This window comes from Flavisolibacter tropicus, from assembly GCF_001644645.1.
Classification (GTDB): domain Bacteria; phylum Bacteroidota; class Bacteroidia; order Chitinophagales; family Chitinophagaceae; genus Flavisolibacter; species Flavisolibacter tropicus.
Genome location: NZ_CP011390.1, coordinates 2,434,705 through 2,459,253, shown reverse-complemented (window position 1 = coordinate 2,459,253; position 24,549 = coordinate 2,434,705). Strand labels below are relative to the sequence as shown.

19 protein-coding genes and 1 pseudogene are annotated in these 24,549 nt (G+C 42.1%); 13 read left to right on the top strand and 7 right to left on the bottom strand.

Going from position 1 to position 24,549, the window contains the following annotated elements:
• Nucleotides 1-125 precede the first annotated feature (125 nt).
• Nucleotides 126-986, bottom strand: a complete 861-nt coding sequence (locus SY85_RS10300) for a class I SAM-dependent methyltransferase (RefSeq protein WP_066404203.1) — start codon at nucleotides 984-986, stop codon at nucleotides 126-128.
• A gap of 1,152 nt (nucleotides 987-2,138) precedes the next feature.
• Between SY85_RS10300 and SY85_RS10290 the strand changes: the two genes are divergently transcribed.
• Nucleotides 2,139-2,363 (top strand): hypothetical protein, encoded by a 225-nt coding sequence (locus SY85_RS10290; RefSeq protein ID WP_066404199.1) that lies wholly within the window; start codon nucleotides 2,139-2,141, stop codon nucleotides 2,361-2,363.
• Nucleotides 2,364-2,380: 17 nt separating this feature from the next.
• Here SY85_RS10290 and SY85_RS10285 read toward each other — a convergent pair whose 3' ends face one another.
• Nucleotides 2,381-3,442, bottom strand: coding sequence for a DUF4421 family protein (locus SY85_RS10285; protein ID WP_066404196.1), 1,062 nt, complete (start codon nucleotides 3,440-3,442; stop codon nucleotides 2,381-2,383).
• Nucleotides 3,443-3,649: 207 nt separating this feature from the next.
• On the opposite strand from SY85_RS10285, the gene SY85_RS10280 reads away from it, so the two are divergent.
• The gene (locus SY85_RS10280) at nucleotides 3,650-5,149 is read left to right on the top strand and encodes a PAS domain-containing sensor histidine kinase (protein WP_071890977.1); all 1,500 of its coding nucleotides are present in this window, start codon (nucleotides 3,650-3,652) and stop codon (nucleotides 5,147-5,149) included.
• 191 nt (nucleotides 5,150-5,340) lie between these two features.
• Here the strand turns inward: SY85_RS10280 and SY85_RS10275 are convergent, their stop codons facing one another.
• On the bottom strand, nucleotides 5,341-5,991 hold the full coding sequence (locus tag SY85_RS10275; RefSeq protein WP_066404193.1) for a hypothetical protein: 651 nt from the start codon (nucleotides 5,989-5,991) through the stop codon (nucleotides 5,341-5,343).
• Between the two features lie 815 nt (nucleotides 5,992-6,806).
• On the opposite strand from SY85_RS10275, the gene SY85_RS10270 reads away from it, so the two are divergent.
• On the top strand, nucleotides 6,807-7,232 hold the full coding sequence (locus SY85_RS10270; RefSeq protein WP_066404192.1) for a response regulator: 426 nt from the start codon (nucleotides 6,807-6,809) through the stop codon (nucleotides 7,230-7,232).
• Between the two features lie 76 nt (nucleotides 7,233-7,308).
• On the opposite strand, the gene SY85_RS10265 is transcribed toward SY85_RS10270, so the two are convergent.
• Nucleotides 7,309-7,557 (bottom strand): hypothetical protein, encoded by a 249-nt coding sequence (locus SY85_RS10265; protein ID WP_066404190.1) that lies wholly within the window; start codon nucleotides 7,555-7,557, stop codon nucleotides 7,309-7,311.
• A gap of 295 nt (nucleotides 7,558-7,852) precedes the next feature.
• On the opposite strand from SY85_RS10265, the gene SY85_RS10260 reads away from it, so the two are divergent.
• From SY85_RS10260 to SY85_RS10245, 4 genes are all read left to right on the top strand, one after another.
• Nucleotides 7,853-8,173 carry an ArsR/SmtB family transcription factor gene (locus SY85_RS10260; RefSeq protein WP_066404187.1) on the top strand — a complete coding sequence of 107 codons (321 nt, stop codon included), beginning with the start codon at nucleotides 7,853-7,855 and terminating at the stop codon, nucleotides 8,171-8,173.
• On the top strand, nucleotides 8,170-8,676 hold the full coding sequence (locus tag SY85_RS10255) for an SRPBCC family protein (RefSeq protein WP_066404185.1): 507 nt from the start codon (nucleotides 8,170-8,172) through the stop codon (nucleotides 8,674-8,676). The genes SY85_RS10260 and SY85_RS10255 overlap by 4 nt, the downstream gene beginning before the upstream one ends.
• 12 nt (nucleotides 8,677-8,688) lie before the next feature.
• Nucleotides 8,689-9,105 (top strand): SRPBCC family protein, encoded by a 417-nt coding sequence (locus SY85_RS10250; protein ID WP_066404183.1) that lies wholly within the window; start codon nucleotides 8,689-8,691, stop codon nucleotides 9,103-9,105.
• A gap of 200 nt (nucleotides 9,106-9,305) precedes the next feature.
• A complete protein-coding gene (locus tag SY85_RS10245; protein WP_066404180.1) occupies nucleotides 9,306-10,724 on the top strand; it encodes a pyridoxal phosphate-dependent decarboxylase family protein in 1,419 nt (472 codons plus the stop codon).
• Between the two features lie 175 nt (nucleotides 10,725-10,899).
• On the opposite strand, the gene SY85_RS10240 is transcribed toward SY85_RS10245, so the two are convergent.
• Nucleotides 10,900-11,535, bottom strand: a complete 636-nt coding sequence (locus SY85_RS10240; RefSeq protein WP_066404179.1) for an HAD-IA family hydrolase — start codon at nucleotides 11,533-11,535, stop codon at nucleotides 10,900-10,902.
• Nucleotides 11,536-11,752: 217 nt separating this feature from the next.
• On the opposite strand from SY85_RS10240, the gene SY85_RS10235 reads away from it, so the two are divergent.
• Nucleotides 11,753-12,139 (top strand): PAS domain-containing protein, encoded by a 387-nt coding sequence (locus SY85_RS10235; protein ID WP_066404177.1) that lies wholly within the window; start codon nucleotides 11,753-11,755, stop codon nucleotides 12,137-12,139.
• Between the two features lie 122 nt (nucleotides 12,140-12,261).
• Here the strand turns inward: SY85_RS10235 and SY85_RS10230 are convergent, their stop codons facing one another.
• A complete protein-coding gene (locus SY85_RS10230) occupies nucleotides 12,262-13,131 on the bottom strand; it encodes an aldose 1-epimerase family protein (RefSeq protein ID WP_066404175.1) in 870 nt (289 codons plus the stop codon).
• Nucleotides 13,132-13,641: 510 nt separating this feature from the next.
• Here SY85_RS10230 and SY85_RS26210 point away from each other — a divergent pair.
• Nucleotides 13,642-16,103: pseudogene (locus tag SY85_RS26210) on the top strand (DUF5686 and carboxypeptidase regulatory-like domain-containing protein).
• 106 nt (nucleotides 16,104-16,209) lie between these two features.
• Here the strand turns inward: SY85_RS26210 and SY85_RS10215 are convergent.
• A complete protein-coding gene (locus SY85_RS10215; protein ID WP_066404170.1) occupies nucleotides 16,210-18,633 on the bottom strand; it encodes a TonB-dependent receptor in 2,424 nt (807 codons plus the stop codon).
• Between the two features lie 751 nt (nucleotides 18,634-19,384).
• Here SY85_RS10215 and SY85_RS10210 point away from each other — a divergent pair.
• From SY85_RS10210 to SY85_RS10195, 4 genes are all read left to right on the top strand, one after another.
• On the top strand, nucleotides 19,385-20,470 hold the full coding sequence (locus SY85_RS10210; protein ID WP_066404169.1) for a glycosyltransferase family 4 protein: 1,086 nt from the start codon (nucleotides 19,385-19,387) through the stop codon (nucleotides 20,468-20,470).
• Between the two features lie 17 nt (nucleotides 20,471-20,487).
• On the top strand, nucleotides 20,488-22,677 hold the full coding sequence (locus SY85_RS10205; protein WP_066404167.1) for an amylo-alpha-1,6-glucosidase: 2,190 nt from the start codon (nucleotides 20,488-20,490) through the stop codon (nucleotides 22,675-22,677).
• Between the two features lie 161 nt (nucleotides 22,678-22,838).
• The gene (locus tag SY85_RS10200; RefSeq protein WP_066404165.1) at nucleotides 22,839-23,159 is read left to right on the top strand and encodes a hypothetical protein; all 321 of its coding nucleotides are present in this window, start codon (nucleotides 22,839-22,841) and stop codon (nucleotides 23,157-23,159) included.
• A 115-nt stretch (nucleotides 23,160-23,274) separates the two neighbouring features.
• Nucleotides 23,275-24,423, top strand: a complete 1,149-nt coding sequence (locus tag SY85_RS10195) for an acyltransferase family protein (protein WP_066404163.1) — start codon at nucleotides 23,275-23,277, stop codon at nucleotides 24,421-24,423.
• Nucleotides 24,424-24,549 lie beyond the last annotated feature (126 nt).

Sequence of the window (24,549 nt, the reverse complement as noted above, 5' to 3'; positions counted from 1 at the left end):
CTTTTCTATTTTATGAGAGAGTTTATTCTTTACTGTTCTCTGTGCCCCTTTGTGCTCGCTATGTCTCCGTGGTTCCTTGCTCTCCGTGCCTCGGTGCGCACTACTCACAGCTCACAGCCTTTCTCTCAGCACTGAACCGTTACACGCAAGAATGTTGCAGGGATGGAGGTTGTATTTTCCCCGCCGCTTTTGTTTTGACTAGTAAATAATTCCTCTAATTCTTTCTGCAGTTCCACTGCCTTTCCATTCTTTTCCGCAGCATCAAATGCATTCATGGTAGGGCCATAAAAGTCTTTGAAGCGGGTTACCAGTTCAATAGGCGAGAAGGGAGCAATGAATGTATAGGTGTCTCTGACAAAGGATATATTTTCCTTTGGTATACCAGCATTGCCAAAGCGTTCAATAACATTGCTTTCTACACCCCATAACATCGGGCTAATAAATCCTTCAGGCGGAGGTGGGGTATAGGCAGAACTGATTTTTAAGATTTGAGCTACCAGGGTTGGGTCGCCAGGAATCCAATTGCCCATAACAATACGTCCGCCCTGGCGGGTTACACGCACCATTTCCTTGGCAACATCATTGGGTTTGGGCGCAAACATGGCTCCAAATATGCTAACAACAAGGTCATAACTATTATCCTTAAGCTCTTTCAGATCAGTGGCATCTCCTTCCTGGAAGGTACAGTTGGTAAGGCCTTCTTTCTGCGCACGTTTATTGCCTGCCTCTACCAGGTTTCGGGCAATGTCCACTCCGGTTACGTTGGCGCCCAGTTTTGCTGCAGGTATGGCGGTAGTACCATCGCCACAGCCAAGGTCTAATACGTTAAGGCCTTTGGTAACACCCAGATCGGCTACTAATTCGGCGCCACTTTCGCGCATTGTTTCTGCAATGCGGGTAAAGTCTCCTTTTTCCCATAGTGCTTTGTTAGGGTTTGTTTGTGTTGGATTAGCAGAGGGTTGCTGTACAGATGCTGACTCGCTCATGATTTTGATTTTCTTGTGTTAAAAAAATGAATGCAGCTTCCAGAGGATTGAAGGAGGAGTTTCAATAAGATTGGGAAGATTATGAAGATACTCAATAGCGTTCTTTTATTTTACTGGAAACTTTGGAAGAATAGAAATAGTAGTGGAGAAGCAGAGTTGGCAAGTGTTACACAATTAGTTGCATGTATATCAGCGTTCAGCATGAAGACAAATAGCATTGCTGGTAAAAGGTTTTTGCTAAAAAGAGATGGTGAAAGGAATTGCTTCTGATAGTAAATGATAAGGAAAATCAATAGGGCACGAAATCATTTCACAGTGAGTCTGGATAAATAAACACTCTAAACATTGATAAGATGCCAGAAGTGAAAACAACCGGCAAGGGGTAAAATGAAAGATTAAATTCTACTTCTTTACAAACATAAATATTTCGAATTTTAACTACAAGCACATCAATAAACTGTGACACAAATCCTCAGGCTAGTCAATGGTGAGTGGTGAGTGGTGAGAAGAGAGCTACACGCTGCACGCTGCAAGCTAAACAGCCGAGGGAAAGGAATATTGAACAAGGAACAAGGAAGGATGAATGATGAGTGATGAGTGATGAGAGAAGGAATTGGGAAGAAGGGAGCGGCGAGGAGAGGTCCGCAGGCGACAGACAACAGTCCACAGAAGGAAAGTCAATAGTCATTGGCCAGTACGTACTACGGCCCCTAAAGGGAGCCACATGCTCAGGGATCTCGGGCTCTGAAATCCTGCTAATCCGCGGTCCTCATTTTTCTCCTTTCCTCTGTGCGAAACCTGTTCTCTGCATTTATCTGTGCAATCTGCGGGAAAAACTTGTGCGCGTAACCCTCTCCTTTAGAGGCGGGGGCGGCTGGCATAATAAAAGCCCTGTGGAAACAGGGCTCGCTTACCAAAACTAACTACTCGTTAGTGAAACATAAACTAGGTAAAACCTAGGCGATGGTGTTATTTAATAACTAAAGGCTATTATGTTCAAGAGGTAAGCTCATCAACAAAATAGGAAAAATTGTAACCAATTCAAATATCCCGGGCCCCAAGGTGGCTGTTTAGGAATGGGCGATAAGCCTGTTCTACCTTGGAATGGGTTTTGTTTTACAGTAACGGAACACTCTAACCTATAAACACTATATGGACGTTATCGATGTGCGGAGTTTGGATTGGTCCTCTCTGAAATTACTCTATGATAAGAATCTCGCTCTTTTGCAGGACAAGTTGTTAAGTGGGGCTACCTGGGAAGAAACAGGGTATCTGCGCGACCTGGTGACACGCCTGGAAACAGCTATGGATAAAACACTTCAACCTAGTAGTAAAGTCACTGAACATAGCCCATCATCTAGACCTGCTGAACCCTAGCAGTACGTTAATAAGCCTCAATCAAGATCAATGGGCGAAACCTTATTTACCCAGTCAAGACTATTTTTTGCCGCAGATGGGGCCTTTAGTCGCCATCCAATATAGAGTTGAAAATAGGAGTATTGTTTAATTAGTTTAGAAACATCTTCTATGCTATGTCCATAGCTTCTATAGCGGGATTCTAGTCCAGTAAACAGTCTTCCGTGATTAAAGCTGATTGCCGTTTGTAACGTGTAGCCTACGCTAAGTGCAGTACCTTTAGATAATACCACTCGGTTTGAGGCATCCAGTGCTACCGACTTGAAAAAATCTACACCAACGCTGGGGCCCGCGCCTAGGGATGCTGAAAATCTAGGTGAGATGACCCAAGTGCCCATAACAGGAAGCAACAGGTTAAGATCCGTGCTATAAGTGCTCTCGTTTTGTATCCCCGTATTCTCTGTACCATCGTGGAATTTAAAAATAGCAAATTGAAAAGTGGGTAAGATCGTATAGGCAGAACGCCGCTGGATCTGCGTACCTCCGGTCAACGCTGCTGTTGAAAAGTTTGGATTGACATTATAGCGCAGTAAAAAATTAACATTGCCAACGGAAAGGTTAGGAAAGAGTACATAGGGTGAATCAGGAAATGCACCTCTGAGCTGGGCGCTATTCTTTAGATAAAACCCTTTTATGGAACTGATATCAAAACTTAGGTTGAACCGATACATACTAAAGCTGGTTCTGAAGCTGAATCGTTCCGATTGGCCTTTTTTATCCTCATCTTTTCCAGCATTTAAGAAGTTAGGAGTAAAACTAATGCCCAGATCTAAATAGCGGTAGCTGAAACCCAACGATAGACTGTTGATCTCATTTGGTGCCAGTACCATTTTAAAATCTTTGCTATAAACAAGTGTATACTCCACTCGCGTGGTACTGATCCATGTTTGCAGATGTATTAATGTATCCAGTCGTTTGATATAATTAGAATCCTTGACCTTAATACTGCTATCCTGTGTGTTGCTAATTGTTTGGCAATATGCACCTCTGTTTATGATGAAGAGGAATAAGAAGGCTATAGTATAGAAGCTGATTGGCATTCTAAACACAATTAGGAAAGAATGTTTTGCTAGCTGTTACAACTTTATAAGATAATTAAATATTTTCAGGACATCAATCGGCGGCAATAGTTAATACTGCATACCCTTAGTCGAATTATACAGAATGCCCGATTTAGTTTTTCAATCCTTTTCCTTTACATAGAATACTACTTATGAGAATCTATTAATTTCGATGAATATTTTATTATGGCTCACCCGAATCTTTATGATCTAATCGATGCAATCAGCTTATCTCATCACTTGGAGAACACCCCTTTTGGCGTACTGCTTTGGGATGCAAATATGAAGCTGATCTATTGCTCAAAAGAGGCGGCTGCAAAGTTTGCGTGTACGCCAGATGATCTATTGTACAAGCCTATCAATTTATTACAGTTCGTTCATGAAGAAGATGCGCCTGCGGTTGCTGCCCTCATTACAGAAATAGCTTCTGGGCGAAAGAATCACAATGAAAGCCTGAATCGGAATCTTACCAAAGAAGGTGCTGTCATTTACTGTCAGTGGTATAACTCTGCTTTAAGGGACGACCAGGGAAAGGTTGTCAATATATTGTCCTTATTTCAAGATGTAACAGCTCAGGTAGACACCCAACTTGCTTTAAAAAAAAGCCAGCAACGGCTTTCTCTTGCCTTTAATAGCGCGATAGATCCCATGTGGTTGATCAGGGTTGAGGGCCCTAATGCCTTCCGTTTTGAAACAATAAACCATGCTTTTACCAAAGTAACCGGCTGGACACCCGAGCAGGTAGAAGGCCAACCTATTGAGAAGATCATGCCCGAGTCCTCGCATGAATTGGTAAGAAGGAAATATAATGAAGCACTCACTACAGGAAAGATCATCGATTATGTTGAAGAGGCACAACATCCTTCTGGAATTAAATACGGCGAAATTCGCGTGATTCCTATTCGCGGCGAATCTGGTGAGCCAATGCGTATCCTTGGCATTGCTAATGATATCACGGAAAAAGTGCACCTGCAAAAGAAGCTGGATGCAGAGCATGAGATCAGAAGCCGGCAAATAACATCGGCAGCCATCAAGGGGCAGGAAAGCGAGCGGTCGAAAGTAAGCCGGGAGCTGCACGATAATGTGAACCAGGTGCTTACTACCGTAAAGTTGTATGTAGAGCTTTGTATTGATCAAAAGATAGATGCGGATGCTATCTTACCTAAATGTGCCGCATACTTAGATAACACCATTAATGAAATTCGCCACCTCTCTAAGCAGCTTTCTGCTCCTTCGTTAGGTAGCATGAATTTCAGAGAGACCTTGACAGAGCTGATTGACTCATTGCGTGCCTCAACACAAATTGACGTGGCTCTTGAGTTTACTAAACTTCACTTTTCAGAAATGGAGGGCGAGCTGCATTTGACGATCTACCGCGTAGCGCAGGAACAGATTACCAATATTATCAAATACGCCAAAGCAGATCGGGTTCATATCTCATTAAAGGAGAATAGCTCTCTTTTGTATTTTACAATAACTGATGATGGTATTGGTTTTGATTTGTCGCAAAAACGACAAGGTATTGGTATTACCAATATGCAAAGCCGTGTTGAAATTCTAAATGGTCATTTCCAGATTATAACTAGCCCTGGAAATGGTACAAGGCTGGAAGTTGAAATTCCTGTAATCATTGAAGGGGATGTTTGTTATGCCGAACAAACAGTATTAAACATGCCCTCAGCGTAAGTCTGTATACTTGCATTTTTCCAATAGAAATAGCTTTCTCGTCCTTGCAGAAAAGATTTCTTAAACAGCCTGTTGCTATGGTTCGAGTTTCAATGAACCCTACTGGCCGACTGTAATAGGCCAGGGGCCATACAGATGATTAACCTGTTTCAAATTCTGAGCACATCTAAAGGGACTGTGGTATTCCATATCTATGTAAGAAACTTTTGTCCTTTATGTCGCTTTCTGAGATAGGGAATATCGCTGCATAGCTTTGTTGTATCTGATAATTGTTCAGAACTCCTACATGGCAAACTTGCACCATCACTTCTTGATATCTGCAGTCGCCCATTGCGTTTGACTTTCCAGTGCGATAAATAGCGGGCTTTCTTTACATTTTGTTTACGAGGCATTGCTATTGGCTGCTGATCACAAGGCGGAGGAATCGTTTTTACCTCCGATATTGAAGGCTGTTGCTTCACTTTAATAGGAGGCAGCATACTAGTAGTAATCATCTCCTTTGATAGTAGGGTCTGGCAATGCGCTAACAGTAATTCCTGTGCTTCCTCCTTGGTCTTGCCCTGGTACAACCACTTATTGACCATCCCTGTTAGCCTGGCAAACAACCCGGGTTTGCGCACGGTCCCCGGAAGCTGGCGGTAATAGACGCGCTTCACCATCCTGGCAGCCACGCCAAACCGGTCGGCATTGGCCATGGTACGTTTGAGGCGGGGATCCTTGCGCATCCTCTTAGCGCTTTTATAATCGCCTTTGCTACGCAGGTAATACGTGTCTCCTAACTTATAGAAGATGATGCCATCGATGGTGCCGGTAATGAAGACGGGGCCTACTTGTTTTGCCATGGTGTACGGGGGATTAGTGATGATTTTAAATGCTAAGTATTTTAGCAAATTTACTATAGAGCGGGTCCTGTTGCAAGGGTTTTACCCACTTTAGTTATACACATATAAGCGGAAGCTAATACGAGGAGTTTCACGCAAAGGCGCCAAGAAGGAAAGGCGCAAAGAATAATGAACAAGGAAGGATGAATAGTGAAGGAAGGAAATGTTCAATGCTCAACGCTCACTACTCAATGTTCAATGAAGAGAGGAGGAGGATAGGAGGATGGTAGGAGGAGTAGTGAATGTGGAAGGCAGGTAGAGGGCTTTATCTGTGCAGTTGGTACGGACTTACCTACAGAAGAGGTACAGAAGAGGTACAGACTAGGTACAGGAGAGGTACAAGAGACCCTTAGGTTAGGCGGGGCAGCGCGGCAGAAGCCGGGGTTGTGAATGGTGAGTGGTCAGTGGTGAGTGAGGGAAGCCGTGAGACGTGGAAGCTGGTCCACTGTCCACGGACAACAGTCTACTGTTAAATAAACTCTCTTATAAAATAGAAAAGCACTCCACTAATGGAGTGCTTTTCTATTATCGATATTCCGTTCTTTCTCCTTTGCTTCTTTCTTCTGTGCGAAATTTCTTCTCTGCGCTCCCAGTGTCTCTGCGTGAAATCTATCAGCGCGAAGCGCTTTCCTTTGGGGCTGAGAGTGGGCGGGAGACAGTATCTCTCTATTCACCGTATTGTACAGCTGGTCAGCAATTTTGCTCGCTTATCCATTATGTCTTTTTAAATTAATGTTATTGATGTTAATTTAGTAGTGCCACCAACCAACCCACCTATGCCTGTCCACCATTGTAGTATTTTGTACGTCGACGACGACACAGATGATCAATTATTAGTTCTGGAAACCCTGGCCATACTGGCGCCAAATGCTACTGTCATGGTAGCCGGTAATGGGGTAGAGACCCTTGCCTATTTAAATGGCCTGGAAAATGAGGATTTACCAGCTCTTATCATTATGGACATCAATATGCCGCTTTTAAATGGTAAGGAAACAGTGATTGAAATTCGGAGCGAGCCTCGCTTTAACAGCATTCCTATTGTGCTATTTACCACCTCTACAAGTAGGTTAGATGAGCAATTCAGTGCACTTTATAATATCCCCTTTATTACTAAGCCGGCTACCAGTAGGGAGTTGGAGCGGGTAATGGGGCAGATGTTGCAGCTGCAATCTTCTTCTTTGCACCAGCAAAGTTCCCAATAAGCAAAAAGCCAATAGGCAATCACCTACAGGCTTTTAAACTTTCCAGATGGACAATATAGCTTTCTAGGGAAATCATTTAAGAGGCCGGGTCACCTGTTCGATTGCGCTCTTCAATAGCACGTCCCAATTCTTCAATCACATGCGGCTCATTATAACTGCCAGTCCAATGTCGGATACCCCTAACAATTAAAATGCTTTCGGGTGGAGTTTTAGCATTTTTTCCTTCATATTTTAAGAGGCGGGCGTTGAAAATACCCCTCTTTTCTGATGTAATCGAGTAATGGGCTGGCTCACCTTTATACATCACCACTGCTTTCAGCTCCATATTCCTAAAGGTTGATCTGTCTACTCACGTTAATCCAAAAACGATGCCTAATTACAAGTCGGTGTTGGAAAACCCTATAGTATAACTTTTTGTTTTGTAAGGCCTTCCTTTTGGCGAAAAAACGGGCAGACTTGTGGTTCAGGCGCTTGATTTTATACTGGTATAGTTGTGTTGCTAAAGGGCAAAGTAGAGGGTGGCGTAGCTGTATAGTCATCCGCTAAAAAAAGAATTTGCGAAACCCAATGGTTGCATTTATATTTGCAACCGAATAGTTGCTAATGTAAATGCTTCTTTTATGAGGAGAGATGTTTTTCAGGCCATTGCTGATCCTACCAGGCGAGCTATTATTGCTTTAATAGCTTTGCAGGCCATGACGCCAAATGCCATAGCTGAGCATTTTGATACCACGCGGCAAGCCGTTTCCAAACACCTGCGCGTTCTAACGGAGTGTGACCTTGTAAAACAAGAATACCAGGGCCGGGAGATTTATTACTCACTTCAAATTGAAAAAATGAAAGAGATTGATAAATGGCTGAGCCAATTCAGAAAGATTTGGGAAAAACGTTTTAATCAACTCGATACTGTATTAAAAACCCTTAAAACCCATAAGAAATGAACAATCTGTTATTATTTGAATTCTCCGTGAATAAGGAGAATAACACTGTTACGGTAACTAGAGAATTTGCTGCGAGCCGCGATTTAGTTTGGGATGCCTGGACAAAGCCGGAATTGTTAGACCAGTGGTGGGCGCCCAGGCCTTATAGAAACAAAACCAAAAAAATGGATTTCCGGGTAGGTGGTTACTGGCTGTATGCCATGATCTCTCCTGAAAATGAAACGCATTGGTGTAAGGCAGACTATCAAAAGATAGAAGACCAAGTATCCTATTCTTGCCTGGATGCTTTTTGTGACGAAGAAGGCAATATAAATGTCGCCTTTCCTCGATCACAATGGAATAACCGCTTTAGTGACAATGGCGATAATACCACTGTTGCTATTACTGTTCAATACAATTCACTTGAGGACTTAGAAAAGGTAATTCAAATGGGATTCAAAGAAGGATTTACCATGGGATTAAATCAATTAGATGAGCTATTACAAACGGTAACAACCAAATAAAAACAAGGAACCATGCAAGCAACAAAAATTAAAGTGGCTGCCACTATAGCTGCCGATATCAAGAAAGTTTGGGACTATTATACACAACCCGAGCATATTACCAAATGGAACTTTGCAGATGAAAGCTGGCACTGCCAGGCAGCTGAGAATGATCTGAAAGTAGGAGGGAAGTTGAAGTCCAGAATGGAAGCAAAAGACGGCAGCTTTGGTTTTGACTTTGAAGCTGTTTATGATGAAGTGAATGAGCACAAGAAAATTACTTACACCATAGCGGATGGCAGACAAGCAACAACCGAATTTGAAGACCTAGGTGGAAAGACGCAAGTGACAATTGTCTTTGATGCTGAGAATGCCAATCCGGAGGAGATGCAAAAAGCAGGTTGGCAGGCAATACTTGACAACTTTAAAAAATATACTGAAACACACTAATAGAAGTGCGAAGTAACAATTAGTCGCGTCTATGATTAAGCGAAGTCTTACTGCAGGTTTACTGCAGGAAGACTTCGCTTTTTAATTTAATGGTACTCCACTTGGAGTTTGGTATTTGATTTCTCATTCTGATTTTCCAAATATCCCTCTTAGACCGAGTCATCATCTTTTAAATTTCTCATCCTACCTTCGTTTGCAGTATGCAATCCCTTACAGAATTAGAGAAAAGAGCCCGTGTGCTTGAGCCTGAAAACGAACAACGACTTTTCATCTGGAACCAGACTATCGATTATGCCAACCAGTTTTTAAATGAACTACCTTATCGACCTGGTTTTAGTAATGGCAGTTTTGAGAAATTGGAAGCGCTGAAAATAGAAGAAGCGGGAAAACCCGTTGACGCGTTATTGGAAGCACTGAAAACAGAAGTGGATGCTACAGGGATCAATAGTGCCTCTGGTAGACATATGGGTTTTATTCCTGGCGGTGGCTTATGGGCTAGTGCCTTGGCAGATATGCTCAGCGATATTTCCAATAAGTATTCAGGTATTGCCTTTTCTGGTCCTGGCGCTGTAAAGATTGAGACACAGGTGATCCGCTGGTTAACTAGTGTCATTGGTTATCCTGCTCAGGCTTTTGGTAATCTTACCTCGGGCGGCTCTATTGCTAATTTAACAGCTATAAAAGCAGCCCGCGATCACCATGGCATCAATTCTACGAATGTTAGAAAGGCGGTTATCTATTGCGGTGAACAAACCCATCACAGCGTATATAAAGCCTTACATGTAACAGGCTTGCATGAAGCTGTACTACGCAAAATAGCATTAACGGAAAGTTTTCAGATCAATACTGCAGCATTAAAGCAGCAAATGGCTGATGATAAGGCAGAAGGTTTAAATCCGTTTTTGGTAGTAGGTTCAGCTGGTACTACCGATACTGGGGCAGTAGATCCATTAGATGAAATGGCTACTATAAGCAGTCAGTACAATGCCTGGTTTCATGTGGACGCAGCGTATGGTGGTTTCTTTATGTTGGTTGATGAGATCAAGAACAAACTCAAAGGAATAGAGCGTAGCGATTCGGTAGTGTTAGATCCGCATAAGACACTGTTTCTGCCTTTTGGATCGGGGGCTGTGTTATTGAGAGAAGGGAGTGTGCTGCTGTCTTCTAATTCTTCAAAAGCTTCTTATCTCATTGATACCGATGGTGCAGATGATATTAACCCTTCCGATACAGGAGTTGAACTAACGCGCCCTAATCGCGGACTGCGTATGTGGCTGCCCTTGCAGCTTCACGGTGTGGCGCCATTCAGGGCTTGCCTGGAAGAAAAGCTAGTATTGATCCGTTATTTCTATGAGCAGATTCGTAAGCTAGGTTTTGAAACCGGTCCTTATCCAGATCTGACGGTTGTTATTTTCCGCTACCCAGGTGATGCCGATAATCGTATTAATCAGAAATTGATAGCAGCTATTCATGCCGATGGCCGGGTCTTTCTTTCCTCTACTGTTATTGATGGTAAAATGTGGCTGCGTTGCGCCGTAGTAAGCCACCGCACGCATTTGACAGAGATTGATCTGGCACTACAAATGATCCAGGAAAATATACAGCGTATTATTACATAACAAATGTGCTTGCGAATTTTAATATTCAGCCCGTATATACAGATAACAGTTGGTAGTTGACAATCGGCAGTCGGCAATCGGCAATTAGGGGCTGGTCTCTGCTAACTGTCAACTGCCAACTAAATACGCCCCATTATTAAAAACATAGGTGTCCCTTAATTAAGCTGAAGGCGGTTTACAGGCTCTGTAGAAACGAAATGGTTGCCTCAGAATTCTGGTGGTGCCATACGTTCAGACCTGCCATTTTTCCAGCTGTTACCATTACTTCCCGGTCGTCAATGTAAAGGCATTCATGAGGTTGTACACCTGCAACGCCAAGGGCTACTGCAAATATTTGCGGATCGGGTTTACGCAAACCCAGATCACAGGAACAAACAAAACCATCATACAACCTCCGTAATTCAAAGTGGTCTACACGATGTTGGTGTAACTCCCGTGGCTCATTGTTCAGCGAGAAGAAACGGAGCTGAGGCTGCTGTGCTTTCCAGGCGATCAACCAGTCCAGCATGTTGGGTAACAGTTTGGATTGCTGGAACATGAACGTACGAAAAGCCTCTTTAGTAAAGGGTCGTGGCTCATAAAACAATATGGTGTCCATATAAACATCCAATGACACCCGGCCTTCTTCATAAATGTTGAAGATCAATTCATGGCGTTTATCCATAACTGAGAAATCCACTCCAAATTCTTCAGCTGCCGATTGCCGCGAAACACGTCCCCAGCCATTGGTCAGCAGCACGCCGCCAATATCCAGGAATATAACTTTAATGTCTCTTAATCTTAACCCGTTTGCTAATTGTTCGCTATTCATACTATTATAGACAAAGATAGCCGGAGTCTTTGGCCAAGCGAAAGTTTGTCTATCGGTTATTGAAAAGAAATTGATGTTGGAGCTCGTACAAATTAGCGCTGCGCCTGTATAAAGCTATGGGTATGCAGTTGGGGGAGGATTAGAATTCATTTTTTATAAATTTGATGCTGCGCTTGACTTACTCTGAGCTTGGTATAAAGATTTAAAGGATTTGCTAATGGATAAAAAAGACCTGCTGGCGACCCTGCATGGAAAGATGATTGAAGAAATTCAGGACTATGCCATCATATTAATGGATATAGATGGAACTATTTTGTCCTGGAATAAAGGCGCTGAAAAAATAAAGGGATATAAAGCAGAAGAGATCATCGGGCAAAACTTTCGGATCTTCTATCTCCCCAAACACGGGGAAGAACATTTGCCAGAAAAACTTCTGGCGCAAGCCATAAAAGAAGGGCGAGCAAAGCACATAGGTATGCGGGTTAGAAAAAATGGTACAACTTTTTGGGGCAGTATTCTAATTACGGCTCTTCACGATGATAATAACCAGGTGGTGGGTTTTACTAAGCTGACCAGGGAATTAGATGACAATGAAATAGGATAGCCAAAAGCCTATTATTGATCATTTGAAAATAGAATCCGAAAGTTTACAAAAAAAGTTCAGGCTACTCTTCATAGAGCATCAGTTGCTTCAATACATGAATTTGTACATTGGCGAGATTAGAATTAATAGAACTGGACGCGCCACTGCACATTAAACGCTTCATTAGTAGAGAGCTGTACAATGCCTTCTTTTTGTGGCAACTGCTGGTTTGTATCAACACTATCGGCTATACCACACCAGGGCTCGATACAAAGAAAGTCGGCTCCAGGTGCAGCCCATAGGCCCAGGAAAGAGTAGTTTGGGAAGTAGAATCGAAAACCATGCGGCGTTTTGTCTGACTGTAATTGCACCCAGCTCGATTGCAGATGTTTAAGTACTACGGCATCTTTACTAAATAGCTCCTTTGTCAATGGAAGCACGTTAGATTGTTGAAGTAGAGACAGCGGGGTTTTCTCTATCAATCCATCTTTACTGATTGGCCAGCGGCCTGCTGTTTCTTCTTTCTCAAAAACTAATTGGTAGTCGTTATAGTGTGTGCCTTCTACTAAGGGTAGTTTGAAAGCCGGGTGTCCACCTACAGAAAAGAACATTAGTCCTTCTCCTTTATTTTGTACCTCATAGCTTACTGAAAGTTCGTTGTCAATAAGTGAATAACGAATAGAGAAGCGAAATGAAAAGGGGTATTGTTGCAGCGTGTCTTCATCGCTTTCAATGGTAAAGGTAATAGAGTCTGTACTTTGTGCAGTTACAGTAAATGCCTTGTCTCGTGCAAACCCGTGGCGTGACAGGTGGTACAGCTGCCCCTCATAGTAGTAGGTATTTCCTTTTAAAGCGCCAACAATAGGAAATAATACGGGTGAAGTTTTGGCCCAGTAAGCAGGATCTGCGCCCCACATATAATCCAAACTAAAGGACTTGCTGTATACGGTTTTCAATTCAGCGCCTTTGGCATCAATTTCTATTCGTAGCCGATCATTCTCTAACTGGTACATATTGCAAAATTAAGTTCCTTCTTCCTTTGTCGGTGAACGAAATACATGGCATTTCATTGTTTCATTTTTGGATAGTCTTAAACTATAGGAATCTAATCTTATTCGTCCTGATTAGAATCCCAGTTATCCGAGGTCCAAAATGTAGTAACTTAACTAAAGGTTTAATTACCTATTCCCCGATCTTGACAATAACAGACCCTTGCCTTGGTGAGGGCCTTGTTATTTTAACCAGAACTTTTACGGATAATCCAAGGCGGGAGAAGATGACAGGCTTGTATGACCGTATTTGTAGTATCAGCTGTTAAACTATCTTGAAAAAAAACAAAGCAGTACCTATCCTGTTTAAGATGTATTACTTTTTGGCTCTTATACTAATCTTAGGTGATGGTATACCATTGGGTAATTGAAATTTGTGGTTTGGAATTTATTCCTACCCATCGGATTTTGTAATTTAATTTTCGGATTTTTCCTTACCAGGCTATTCAATTGAAAACAGTATTATAACTGCTTATGGGTCGGTTCTATTTAGTAGGCGTATTTCTCTTTCTCTTTTCTTCGCTTGGAGCGCAGTCATTCAAACTTACAGGCCGTGTCGCCAATCGTCATCTGGAACCATTGGCCTTTGCCAGCATACAAGTAAAAGGAAATAACATAGGTACATTGTCAAAAGAAGATGGTTCCTACGAACTACAGCTAGAAGAGGGGCAGTATACGATTGTATTCAGTTTGATTGGTTATGAATCGCAGTCCATTACTTTGGTGGTCAACAAAAATCAAACGCAGAATGTGATATTGGAAGAGGACCGTAAAAGCCTGGAAGAAGTAGTGGTAAAAGGTAAGGCCAAAGACAGGGCAACAGAGATCATACGCCAAGTCATTCAGCATAAAGAAGGGATACAGGCGGCATCGGGCGCCTATACTTGCCAGGTATATATAAAGGCGGTGCAGGAAGACTCCTCCCATTTTATTGCTTCATCAAAAAAGAAAATCCTAGATACCAGCAAGGCCAGTAAGAACAATAGCGATCTATTGCGTATGGCCATGGCAGAGATATCGCTGCAGCTGGATTATGAAAATGAAAAGCATCAAAAAGAAGAACGCCTTGGTGTAAAACGCCGGGGTAATTCCAGCGACTTGTTCTACCTCTCCACTACAGAGGGTAATTTTGATTTTTATAATAACCTGGTGCGTGTTCCAGCGCTTTCCGCCATGCCATTTGTTTCGCCGATCAGCTATAGTGGCTTGTTGGCTTATCGGTATAAAACCCTTCGAATTGAACAGCGAGGTTCTTATAAATGGTATACCATTGCCATAAAGCCGCGTAAGCTTAGTAGTGCCACAGTAGAAGGAGAAGTGACCATCACAGATAGTAGTTGGGCTATTATACATAGCCGTTTGCAACTTCCGGCCTATCATTTAGCCGAGTACGATTTCTTTGAAGTGGAGCAACATTATACTGCCATTAACGGTAAAGCCTGGCTTTTAAATCGGCAGCAGTTATCTTACTACTCAAAAGCGGGTAAGAAAAAGCTATCGGGTCGCACTGTTGTTAGCTATACGAACTACGAGCTAAATAAGCTTTTCCCTAAAAAGTATTTTGATACAGAGGTGAGTGCCACTACCATGGAGGCCTATAAAAAGGACAGTGCCTTTTGGACAACCGTACGCCAGGAACCTTTGACAGAAAAAGAAGTTCGCTTTATCCGTTATTCTGATAGTATATACAGGGTCACACATAGCAAGGTGTACCTGGATTCCATTGACAGGCTCACTAATAAGGTGACCTGGAAGAAAGTGGCTTTTTTGGGACAGGCGATCTATAGTCGGGAAAAAGAACGTACCTGGTATCTGCCGCCTGTACTTTCGTTATACCAGCCTATTGGCTTTGGTGGATCGCGTATTGCGCCTTCGGTCTTTTTTCCAAAACTAATCCTTCAAGAAAAAACATGCAGGTCTATGCCAACCTGAGCTTTGGTATCCGGAATAAAGACTTGAATGGCAATGTTCGCTTTACAAGAATGTATAACCCTTTCAACCGGGGATTTTACAGGATATCTGCCAGCCGCGATTTTCGGTATATTTTTTCTGGGGATGCCTGGATCAACATGCTCAAGCGCAGTAATACTTACCTTAACCAATCAGTGGGAATTGGTCATGGACTTGAGCTGGCCAATGGGTTGTTTCTGTATACCGACCTGGATGTGGCTTTCCGCCGCTCGGTAAACCAGTATAAAACCGGCAATGTGGTAGATAGCTTATTAGGAGATATTTTAGATAATAACCATGCTGTAGCCTTCGAATCTTACAATGCAGTATATACTAAGGTAAGACTTCAATACACACCTAAGCAGCGTTACATAAGAGAGCCTTTAGAAAAAGTAATATTAGGGTCTGCCTGGCCTACATTCTATGTTACCTGGCGCAAAGGACTTTCAGGCATCTTAGGTAGCCCTATTAATTTTGATTTCATGGAGCTGGGCATGGAGCAGGAAATTCATGCCGGTATAATGGGCAACTTGCGCTATAATGTCAAAACGGGTAGATTCCTTAATCAAAAAGACTTGCGTTTAGTGGATTACCAATTTCAGCGGCGCGGTGATCCCTTGTTGTTCCTGAATCCTGATGAAGCATTCCAGGCACTGGATTCTACGTTTGCTGTTTTTAAGCCCTATTACCAGGCGCATTTTGTCCATGAGTTCAATGGATTCTTGCTCAATAAGGTGCCGATACTAAAGAAGATGCAGCTGCGGGAAGTAGGTGGTGGAGGTTTTTTAATAGCACCTGAGCGCAACTTGCGTTATGCCGAGTTGTTTGCCGGTGTAGAGCGTGTTTTTAAATGGCCATTCAATCCCTTATCTAAATTTAAACTGGGAGTGTATGTAGTAGGTTCCGCCGCCAACCGGTTTCACAATCCGGTACAATTCAAGGTTGGCCTTACAACGTGGGACAAACAACGCAATAAATGGTTTTAAAAATTATTTAGCTAAGAGTGCATTAACTAACAGGCCTAAGCTATGTGAAGCTTAGGCCTGTTGTATTAAGCGTTTGAATAGTGCGAATTAAGCGTTGTTACTTGGATTACCTGCCACTATCATCGTTCCTGATTTTTTTTCCTTCCTTACCACCATCTGCTGATACCTTACCAAAACGGTATTCAAATGTTAGCCGATAGGAGCGGTTAACAAAGAAGTAGTTTGACTCCGATTGAAATGATGCACTTGACTGTTGGTTCTTTTGCCAGATGCCCCTTTGAAATGGATTATTAACACCAGCGGTCAATGTAGCTTTCTTATCCCAGAAGGCATGCTTGGCAGAAAGGCCGTACCAGTAAGAGCCGGAGTTAGAGCCTTGCAAGCTGATCCAGCCAGAATACCAGCTGGCGTAAGCCTGTATTGTGAACTCTTTTGGTAATTTATAAGAGGTGTTTGTGTTGATGCTCCACATGTACCCGTTATTGCGTTGCTGTAAGGCTACACTATTCAAGTCTACATATCGTACATCAGTACCGCCACTCAGGTTCCAGTTCTTATTAGGTTGGCCCGCAGCATTGATATTGATTCCATAGGCTTTGCGCTGCGCTATATTCTCTGGCTTGCTAATAGAAACGCCAGTAGCATCTACACGGGTAAGGTATTCAATAGCATTGTTGGCGCTGCGCCAGTAGAGCGATGTGTTTAATGAAAAACCTTTTTTGCCATTAATGCTATGTCCTAGTTCAATAGCATGATTGATTTCTGGTTTTAAGGCAGGATTGCCGGTATAAATGTTTTTGGGGTCGCTTTGGTTGATCCAGGGATTCAGATACCAGATCAGTGGGCGGGTAATCCGCTGTGTATAACTAGCCTTTAATGTTTGCTGCTTAATTCCTTTTGAAAGGGTTATGCTTGGAATAAGGTTATTGTATTGCGTATTGATATGAGTGCTGCTGGTTACAAAATTTCCTTTTATTTCAGTATGCTCTATGCGTGCACCTGCATTCAGGCCCCATTTTCGTTGGTTGTTGAGGCGTACTGAAGTGTAACCCGAATAGACGCGTTGTGTGTAGTCAAACTGATTGGATTGGCTAGGATCTGGTACCATCTCACTATGACCATCCAGCGATTGCTCTACATTAAACTCGCTGCCTATGTCACGTATAATTGCCTTTGAACCCAGTTCCAGCTTTAATGATGTAGTGTCTTTGCGTCCGTTGAAGGTAAAGGGGTGTGTATAATCGGCCTGTACAGTATATTCCCGGTTGCGACTGTAGTTGGTGCTTTTGTCACGGTAACTGATCTCCTCCAGTATATACCGATCTGTAGTATAAAAGTAGTTATCGGGCATGCGGCTAAACTGCGTTAATAATGAAAACTCCTGGTCTTTCTTTTTCAACGATTTGGTGTACCCCAGATCTAACTGCCCATTGCCATAAGGGTTGGAGAAGTGCTTTACATTTCGGAAGCGCTGAATTTCCTGCCCTGTGTGATCCACCAGGTTAATATGGCTTGTTTCATCTGATGGAAAGTCGCCGCCCCATACATTGGCTGAAAAATTCAGGTGTGTAGTACTGTCAGGGTCAAAATCAAAACTCAGTTCGCCATTACCTCCCGTTCCCAGGTTATCGGCTTCATTATTTTGTGTTAGGGTATTTACCAATGAGCCATTTGAAAAGGCAGACCGCACTACTTCGCTTTCTCTGATGTTTCGATATTGATAACCGCTAAGTGCTAATGAAAGGCCTATTTTCTTCTTTCGCAGTGATAAGCGACTGCCTAAGCTTCTGTTCATATTGCCTCCAGATGCTGTTACGGTACCATTAAATCCTTGCAGGCCTTTTTTGGTAATGATATTGATCACGCCGGCAGCACCTTCTGCATCATACTTGGCACCGGGATTGGTAATGACTTCCACGCTCTTTATTAAGTGCGCTGGCATCTGGCGTAAGGCATCTGCCAGGTTGCGAGCCATCATGGCAGAAGGTTTACCGTTGATCAATACTTTTAAATTGCTATTACCCCTCAGTTGTACGTTACCATCCAAATCAACTGTTAATGCAGGGATCTTTCGCAAAACATCTGCTGCTGTTCCCCCAGCGTTGGAGGCATCTTTTTCCGCATTGTAAATCAATCGGTCCCCCTTGTCTTCAAGGAGCGCCTTTTCTGCAGTGACGGTGACGCCACTTAATTGCTTACCTTCTGTTATCAGCCAGATGGTTCCCAAGTCAATAGTTGTATTATCCGACTTTACCGTTATAGGCATGCTCTTTTTTTCATAGCCTACGCTGGAAATAGTTAGCGTATAATTTCCCGGCGTAATGGTGGAGAGTGTAAAGCTGCCCGTTTCGGTAGATTGGGTATTTGCCAAGGATCTAGTGCCTTCTAATAAAGCTACCGTTGCCTGTGGTAGTGGCTGTTGGGTAAGTGAGTCCTTAACTATACCTGTTATATTTTTTGGGGTAACTGATTGTGCATTGAGTGTCGCAAAAGCGACAACTGCAACCAGGGACATAAGCAGTTTCTTCATTGGTTTTGATAATTATAAAGTTAAGGGACGTACGCGCCAGTAATTTTGTTACACTAACAGTCATGTGCCGTTGTAAACTGTTAGAAAAGAGAAACGGAAAATGTATTCAAAGATTGTACGAATATAGTCGTAAAGCAAGCCGGTTAGCCGCTTTTTAAACCATTTGTCCTTATTAATACATAGGATAGAGATGCTTGTTAAATTTTTTATAATGGTGAATGATCATTTAATAAAGTAGATAATTTCTTAATGAAGTTGGTTCTGTTTCCGTGCAGCCAATGCATATCTTGTTTGTTAGTTGCATTACCAAGCAACCTGAAAACGTATCTCGTATGCGGCGTTTAATAAAATATGTATTTACAAACAGTAGCTCGGATGTAGGGCAAAAAAGGAGCTTGCAAATACTTACTGAACAATGCAAAGATTCCCTTGGGTGATAAGTCGTATCAAAATGTTACTGCTACTAATTAAGAGGCCAATTCAATTTCATCCATTGTCTATCTCAGCATTAAACAGAAACGTTTCTTATTAGGAATGTAAGGCTGAAACGAATTTCATCTGGTATATAGAACTGGTGTTTTGGTGGTTGGGGTCTAATTCTATCGTTTGTACTACGTTATTTTTATTTTTCCTATTTCTCAATATCAAGGTGTTGAATGGGAAGAGGTATTATAGCTGTTGTGTGAATAAGGTGGTGTTAGAGTGGCATGTGCATTGTAGATTACTATTGCCTTTAAATGGCGTGTAGTATATGAGAATAGCTGAGGTAGCTCCATTATATGAATCAGTGCCACCAAAACTATACGGTGGAACTGAACGGATTGTTTCTTACTTAACGGAAGAGCTGGTAAAGGAGGGGCATGATGTAACTTTATTTGCTTCAGGAGATTCAAAAACAAAAGCTTCTTTAGTATCTGTTATACCAGAGGCACTTCGTCTTAACAAAAAATGCGAGGATACAATAGCTCCACATGTGGTACAGTTACAGGAGGTAAAGGAGCGTGCTGATGAATTTGATATTATTCATTTTCACACTGACTACTTGAGCTTTCCCTTTACCGAATGTTTAAAAACGCCCCATCTAACAACCTTGCATGGAAAGCTTTCCATTCCAGAGCTGCAGTTTGTCTATGAAAAATTTAAAGATCAGCCCGTAGTTTGTATTTCAGATGCTCAGTGTCTACCACTGCCGCAAGCTAATTTTATAGGTAGGGTGCACCATGGCTTGCCTGCTGAACTATTTCATCTTGCTTCAGGAACTGGTGAATATTTTGCCTATTTAGGTCGCATTTCGCCCGAGAAACGCTGCGACAGGGCTATTGAAATAGCTATTGCTTCTAACACACCAATTAAGATCGCAGCCAAAATTGATAAGGCGGATCAAGAATATTTTGAAAGGCATATTCAACATTTATTTCAGCATCCATTAGTTGAATATCTCGGTGAGATCAATGAAATTCAAAAGCAGGATTTTTTGGGTAATGCAAAGGCGTTACTCTTTCCTATTGACTGGCCTGAACCGTTTGGGTTAGTGATGATAGAAGCAATGGCTTGTGGTACTCCAATTATTGGTTGGGATATGGGCTCCGTTCCGGAGGTTTTAGAAAATGGAAAAAACGGATTTATTGTACATACAATAGAAGAAGCTTTGGGCGCGGTAAAAAAACTGCCATCTATCGATAGGTCCACAGTACGTACTGTATTTGAAGAGAAATTTACAGCGCGTCGCATGACGGCCGCTTACCTGAATATTTTCCAGAACTTGATTGAAGAAAATAAGACCCCTTACTTGTATAATGCAGAATCTCTACCCTTGAAAGTAGTTAAGATCAACTAAAACAAAACAAGGAGTGTATGAAATCGGAAGAAATCAAAACGAGTGAAGAGGATAAGTTTCATATTCCGGCCGAAGTAGTAAGTTATGACGAGCGGATCAAAGTACTGAACCACTCTGACAGTTTTGCCATTTTTGACCGGTGGGGAGATATACATGTTTATACGAAAACAGCGCAAGGGATCTTTCACCAGGGCACCCGTTATATTAGCCGGCTGGAATTGCGATTAAACAAAAAGAAGCCATTACTACTAAGCTCTTCAATTAAAGAAGATAATGATGTTTTATCAGTGGATCTTTCTAATCCGGATCTGATAGCCTGCAATATCCAGGAGAACAATCTGCATATTTTGCGGAGTCAGTTTATTCGGAATGGTGTTTACTATGAAGAACTTTCTTTTATAAATTATAGCAACCAAGCCTGCGACTTTGATATTTCCTTACTATTTGAAGCAGATTTTAAGGACCTGTTTGAAATCAGAGGTATTGCCCGAACGCTGCATCCAAACCCGCCTCAAATAAGCAGTAAGGACAACCGCCTTTTTTTCGACTACGGTGGACTGGATAAAGTTCATCGCAGGACTGAGATCATTTTTTCAGAAAACTGTGAGTGTTCTATACGTAATAACCTGGTTTTGTTTACGCTACATTTAAAGCCACATCAACCGCATAAGATTGATTATTTAATAGTGTTTAGAACAAACGAGCAGTTCCTAACCAGTGAGAAAGAGAAAATATATGTGTCAGATTTTGAGGAAGCCAAAGGGTTAATGCGCAACGAGCTGAAAAAAATACACCAGCTATTTGCTGATATTACTACTTCCAATGAACAATTCACACACTGGATCAATCGCTCAAAGGCAGACCTGGTGTCATTATTGACCCCTACTACGCATGGCCTTTACCCTTATGCAGGTGTGCCTTGGTATAACACTGTTTTTGGACGCGATGGTATTATTACCGCTATGGAAATACTATGGGTAGCACCCGAGGTGGCTAAAAATGTTTTATCCGTTTTGGCAAACCTTCAGGCAAAAGAGTTTATTCCAGCTAAAGATGCAGAGCCAGGTAAAATATTGCATGAAGCAAGAAGTGGTGAGATGGCGAATACAGGGGAAATTCCCTTTAAAGAGTATTATGGTACTATTGATGCTACACCGCTTTTCATCATGCTGGCTGGTATGTATTATCAGCATACAGCTGATTTGCTAACTATTGAAAAGATATGGCCGAACATAAAGGCTGCCTTGCATTGGATTGACCATTATGGAGATATTGATGGCGATGGCTTTGTAGAGTACAAACACAAGGCAGAAAATGGACTAACCAATCAGGGCTGGAAGGATTCTCACGATTCTGTTATGTATAAAAATGGAGAGCTCTGTGAGCCTCCTATTGCATTATGTGAAGTGCAGGGGTATGTATATGCGGCTAAGAAATATGCTTCAATGTTAGCTACTGCCTTTCAAGAAACAGCCTATGCAGAACAATTGGCGAAAGAAGCTGACGATCTTCGGGAAAAATTCAATACTATATTTTGGGATGAGTCATCTGGTTGTTATGCCTTGGCGCTGGATGGGAATAAAAAACCTTGCAATGTAGTATCCTCTAATCCCGGTCATTGTTTGTTTACTGGTATTGTTGATGAAGACCGGGCTGAAACCCTGGTTAAAACACTAATGGGCGAAGATATGTTTTACGGATGGGGTATAAGAACCTTAAGTGCAAAAGAAGTAAGGTATAATCCTATGTCTTATCACAATGGCTCTATCTGGCCACATGATAATGCATTGATTGCAGCAGGACTGGCCAGATATGGTTTTCAAAATGAGGCCATGAAAATCCTATCTGCCTTATTTAGTGCATCACTGTTTATCGATATGCAACGCTTGCCAGAACTGTATTGTGGGTTTAAGCAACGTTCAGGTGAGGGCCCAACTGCTTATCCTGTTGCCTGTTCACCACAGGCCTGGTCTGTAGCAGCGGTATTCTTGCTATTGCAAGCTTGTTTGCAAATCGAGATCAACGCGCTGGAGAAAACCATTGTTTTCAATAAGCCCGAATTGCCAGAATATTTAGACAAAATAGTTATCACCAACCTTAAAACAGGTGATGATTATTGCGATGTTGAATTGTTTAAATACGCCTATGACATAGGCTTTCATGTGACCCATAAACCCGAGGGGTGGAATTTGATCATTAAAAAATAACATCTATCAGTAACGTTGGTTGAAGGTTGTGCGTTTTCGAAAGCTATTTATTACTTAATGATACTATAAGTCACCATTTCTTCGCTATGTTTCGTATCGGTTCTTTTAGTTTTATAAGTTGAATGTTCGTCTTTCAATTTATCCGGTATTATATTAGGTTAATGAAATACTATTTACTTCTTGCCATCTTCTTTGCTGCAGCTTGTAATAGTGAAGAAAACAACCAACAACAACTACAGCTGGCAAACTTGGAGGGTCAACTACCAAAGGCTGAGCAAGACTTGCTCGAAGCCAAAAAGAAGCAATTAAGTTTTTTAAAATTGGGGAGGGATAAAAGTGAAGATCAGCGTAAGCGCTTTTTGGATTCTTTATATGCGTCGGACGGTTATAAACAATTGCGTTTAAGTTATAAGCAAGACCGCGTAGACTCCATAAAAAAAGCTATTGCCGCTCAAAAAGAAAGGATGCAACAGGCAAAGTAACTGTTATAAGTGGCTCATTTTTAAAGCCAACGTTTTTGACAGCCAGCCAACATAAGTGTTGCTTAAGCAATGGTATAATAAAACATGAATTTAAACGCATATAAAGTTCTATCCTATGGCCAGCAAACCCCATTATCCCATACTCGACGCGCTGCGTGGTGTAGCTGCTTTAACAGTGGTGGCATTCCACATCTTTGAGGCGCATGCTACTTCTCCTTCAGACCAGATTATTAATCACGGTTACCTGGCAGTAGATTTTTTCTTCCTGCTTTCGGGTTTTGTAATTGGCTATGCTTATGACGATCGTTGGTCGAAAATGTCTGTTGGAAATTTTTTGAGGCGGCGTGTGGAAAGGCTGCAACCAATGGTTATAATAGGGATGGTGATTGGTGCTGTGTGTTTTTACTTTCAGGCATCTTCCGTGTGGCCAGTGATCGCAACAGTGCCATCGTGGAAATTGCTACTGGTAATGGTAATTGGTTTTATAATGATTCCCTTGCCACCTTCTATGGATATTCGCGGATGGAATGAAACCTATCCACTGAATGGACCTGGGTGGTCCTTATTCTACGAGTATGTTGTTAATATTCTCTATGCGTTGTTTATTCGTAAGTTATCTAAAACACTTCTGACCATCCTGGTAATGTTAGCTGGAGCAGTGTTGATCCAGTATGCTGTTACAAGTGCTTCGGGTGATGTTATTGGTGGTTGGTCGCTGGAGCCAGCACAATTGCGGGTAGGGTTTACCCGGGTAATGTATCCCTTCTTTGCTGGGCTGCTGCTTTTTCGTACAGTCCGTTTGACAAGAGTTAAAAATGCTTTTCAATGGTGCAGCCTTTTGCTTCTAGTAATACTTGCAGCTCCCCGCATTGGAGGTGAACAACAGCTATGGATGAATGGGCTATACGATTCGTTGTGCATTGTTTTCCTTTTTCCATTGATCGTCTACTTAGGCGCCAGTGGGGAGTTGATAACTAGTACTTCAAAAAGATGGTGTAAGTTTCTTGGCGATATCTCTTACCCGATTTATATCACCCACTATCCACTGATATACATTTATACTGCCTGGGTGAAGGATAATAAGATTTCGCTTCAAGAAGGCTATCCCTTTGCACTGTTGGTCTTTGTGTCAGCTATTGCTATTGCCTATGCCTGCCTGAAGTGGTATGATGAACCTGTAAGAGCCTGGCTTCAAAAGAATAGGGTGGCGCGTGAGACAAACTCCATACAAAGAGAAAAGAAAAAGCCTGCTTTAATAAAATAGACATCATCTATATTTCTTCTTTTGCAGTTTGAAAGGGTGATTCTGTCTGTCTGGTGACGGAGTTTTGTTTAAACTATTGTCTTTTCAGGGCATGATTTTTTTCCGTTTTACAACATGAAGACAGAA

Excerpts from the sequence above, each read along its gene's own strand:
- SY85_RS10235 (WP_066404177.1), top strand. The coding sequence starts at position 11,753 with ATGGATAAAAAAGACCTGCTGGCGACCCTGCATGGAAAGATGATTGAA.
- SY85_RS10240 (WP_066404179.1), bottom strand. The coding sequence starts at position 11,535 with ATGAATAGCGAACAATTAGCAAACGGGTTAAGATTAAGAGACATTAAA.
- SY85_RS10270 (WP_066404192.1), top strand. The coding sequence starts at position 6,807 with ATGCCTGTCCACCATTGTAGTATTTTGTACGTCGACGACGACACAGAT.
- SY85_RS10250 (WP_066404183.1), top strand. The coding sequence starts at position 8,689 with ATGCAAGCAACAAAAATTAAAGTGGCTGCCACTATAGCTGCCGATATC.
- SY85_RS10260 (WP_066404187.1), top strand. The coding sequence starts at position 7,853 with ATGAGGAGAGATGTTTTTCAGGCCATTGCTGATCCTACCAGGCGAGCT.
- SY85_RS10265 (WP_066404190.1), bottom strand. The coding sequence starts at position 7,557 with ATGGAGCTGAAAGCAGTGGTGATGTATAAAGGTGAGCCAGCCCATTAC.
- SY85_RS10200 (WP_066404165.1), top strand. The coding sequence starts at position 22,839 with ATGAAATACTATTTACTTCTTGCCATCTTCTTTGCTGCAGCTTGTAAT.
- SY85_RS10290 (WP_066404199.1), top strand. The coding sequence starts at position 2,139 with ATGGACGTTATCGATGTGCGGAGTTTGGATTGGTCCTCTCTGAAATTA.
- SY85_RS10255 (WP_066404185.1), top strand. The coding sequence starts at position 8,170 with ATGAACAATCTGTTATTATTTGAATTCTCCGTGAATAAGGAGAATAAC.
- SY85_RS10215 (WP_066404170.1), bottom strand. The coding sequence starts at position 18,633 with ATGAAGAAACTGCTTATGTCCCTGGTTGCAGTTGTCGCTTTTGCGACA.
- SY85_RS10195 (WP_066404163.1), top strand. The coding sequence starts at position 23,275 with ATGGCCAGCAAACCCCATTATCCCATACTCGACGCGCTGCGTGGTGTA.
- SY85_RS10230 (WP_066404175.1), bottom strand. The coding sequence starts at position 13,131 with ATGTACCAGTTAGAGAATGATCGGCTACGAATAGAAATTGATGCCAAA.
- SY85_RS10245 (WP_066404180.1), top strand. The coding sequence starts at position 9,306 with ATGCAATCCCTTACAGAATTAGAGAAAAGAGCCCGTGTGCTTGAGCCT.
- SY85_RS10275 (WP_066404193.1), bottom strand. The coding sequence starts at position 5,991 with ATGGCAAAACAAGTAGGCCCCGTCTTCATTACCGGCACCATCGATGGC.
- SY85_RS10285 (WP_066404196.1), bottom strand. The coding sequence starts at position 3,442 with ATGCCAATCAGCTTCTATACTATAGCCTTCTTATTCCTCTTCATCATA.
- SY85_RS10205 (WP_066404167.1), top strand. The coding sequence starts at position 20,488 with ATGAAATCGGAAGAAATCAAAACGAGTGAAGAGGATAAGTTTCATATT.
- SY85_RS10300 (WP_066404203.1), bottom strand. The coding sequence starts at position 986 with ATGAGCGAGTCAGCATCTGTACAGCAACCCTCTGCTAATCCAACACAA.
- SY85_RS10210 (WP_066404169.1), top strand. The coding sequence starts at position 19,385 with ATGAGAATAGCTGAGGTAGCTCCATTATATGAATCAGTGCCACCAAAA.
- SY85_RS10280 (WP_071890977.1), top strand. The coding sequence starts at position 3,650 with ATGGCTCACCCGAATCTTTATGATCTAATCGATGCAATCAGCTTATCT.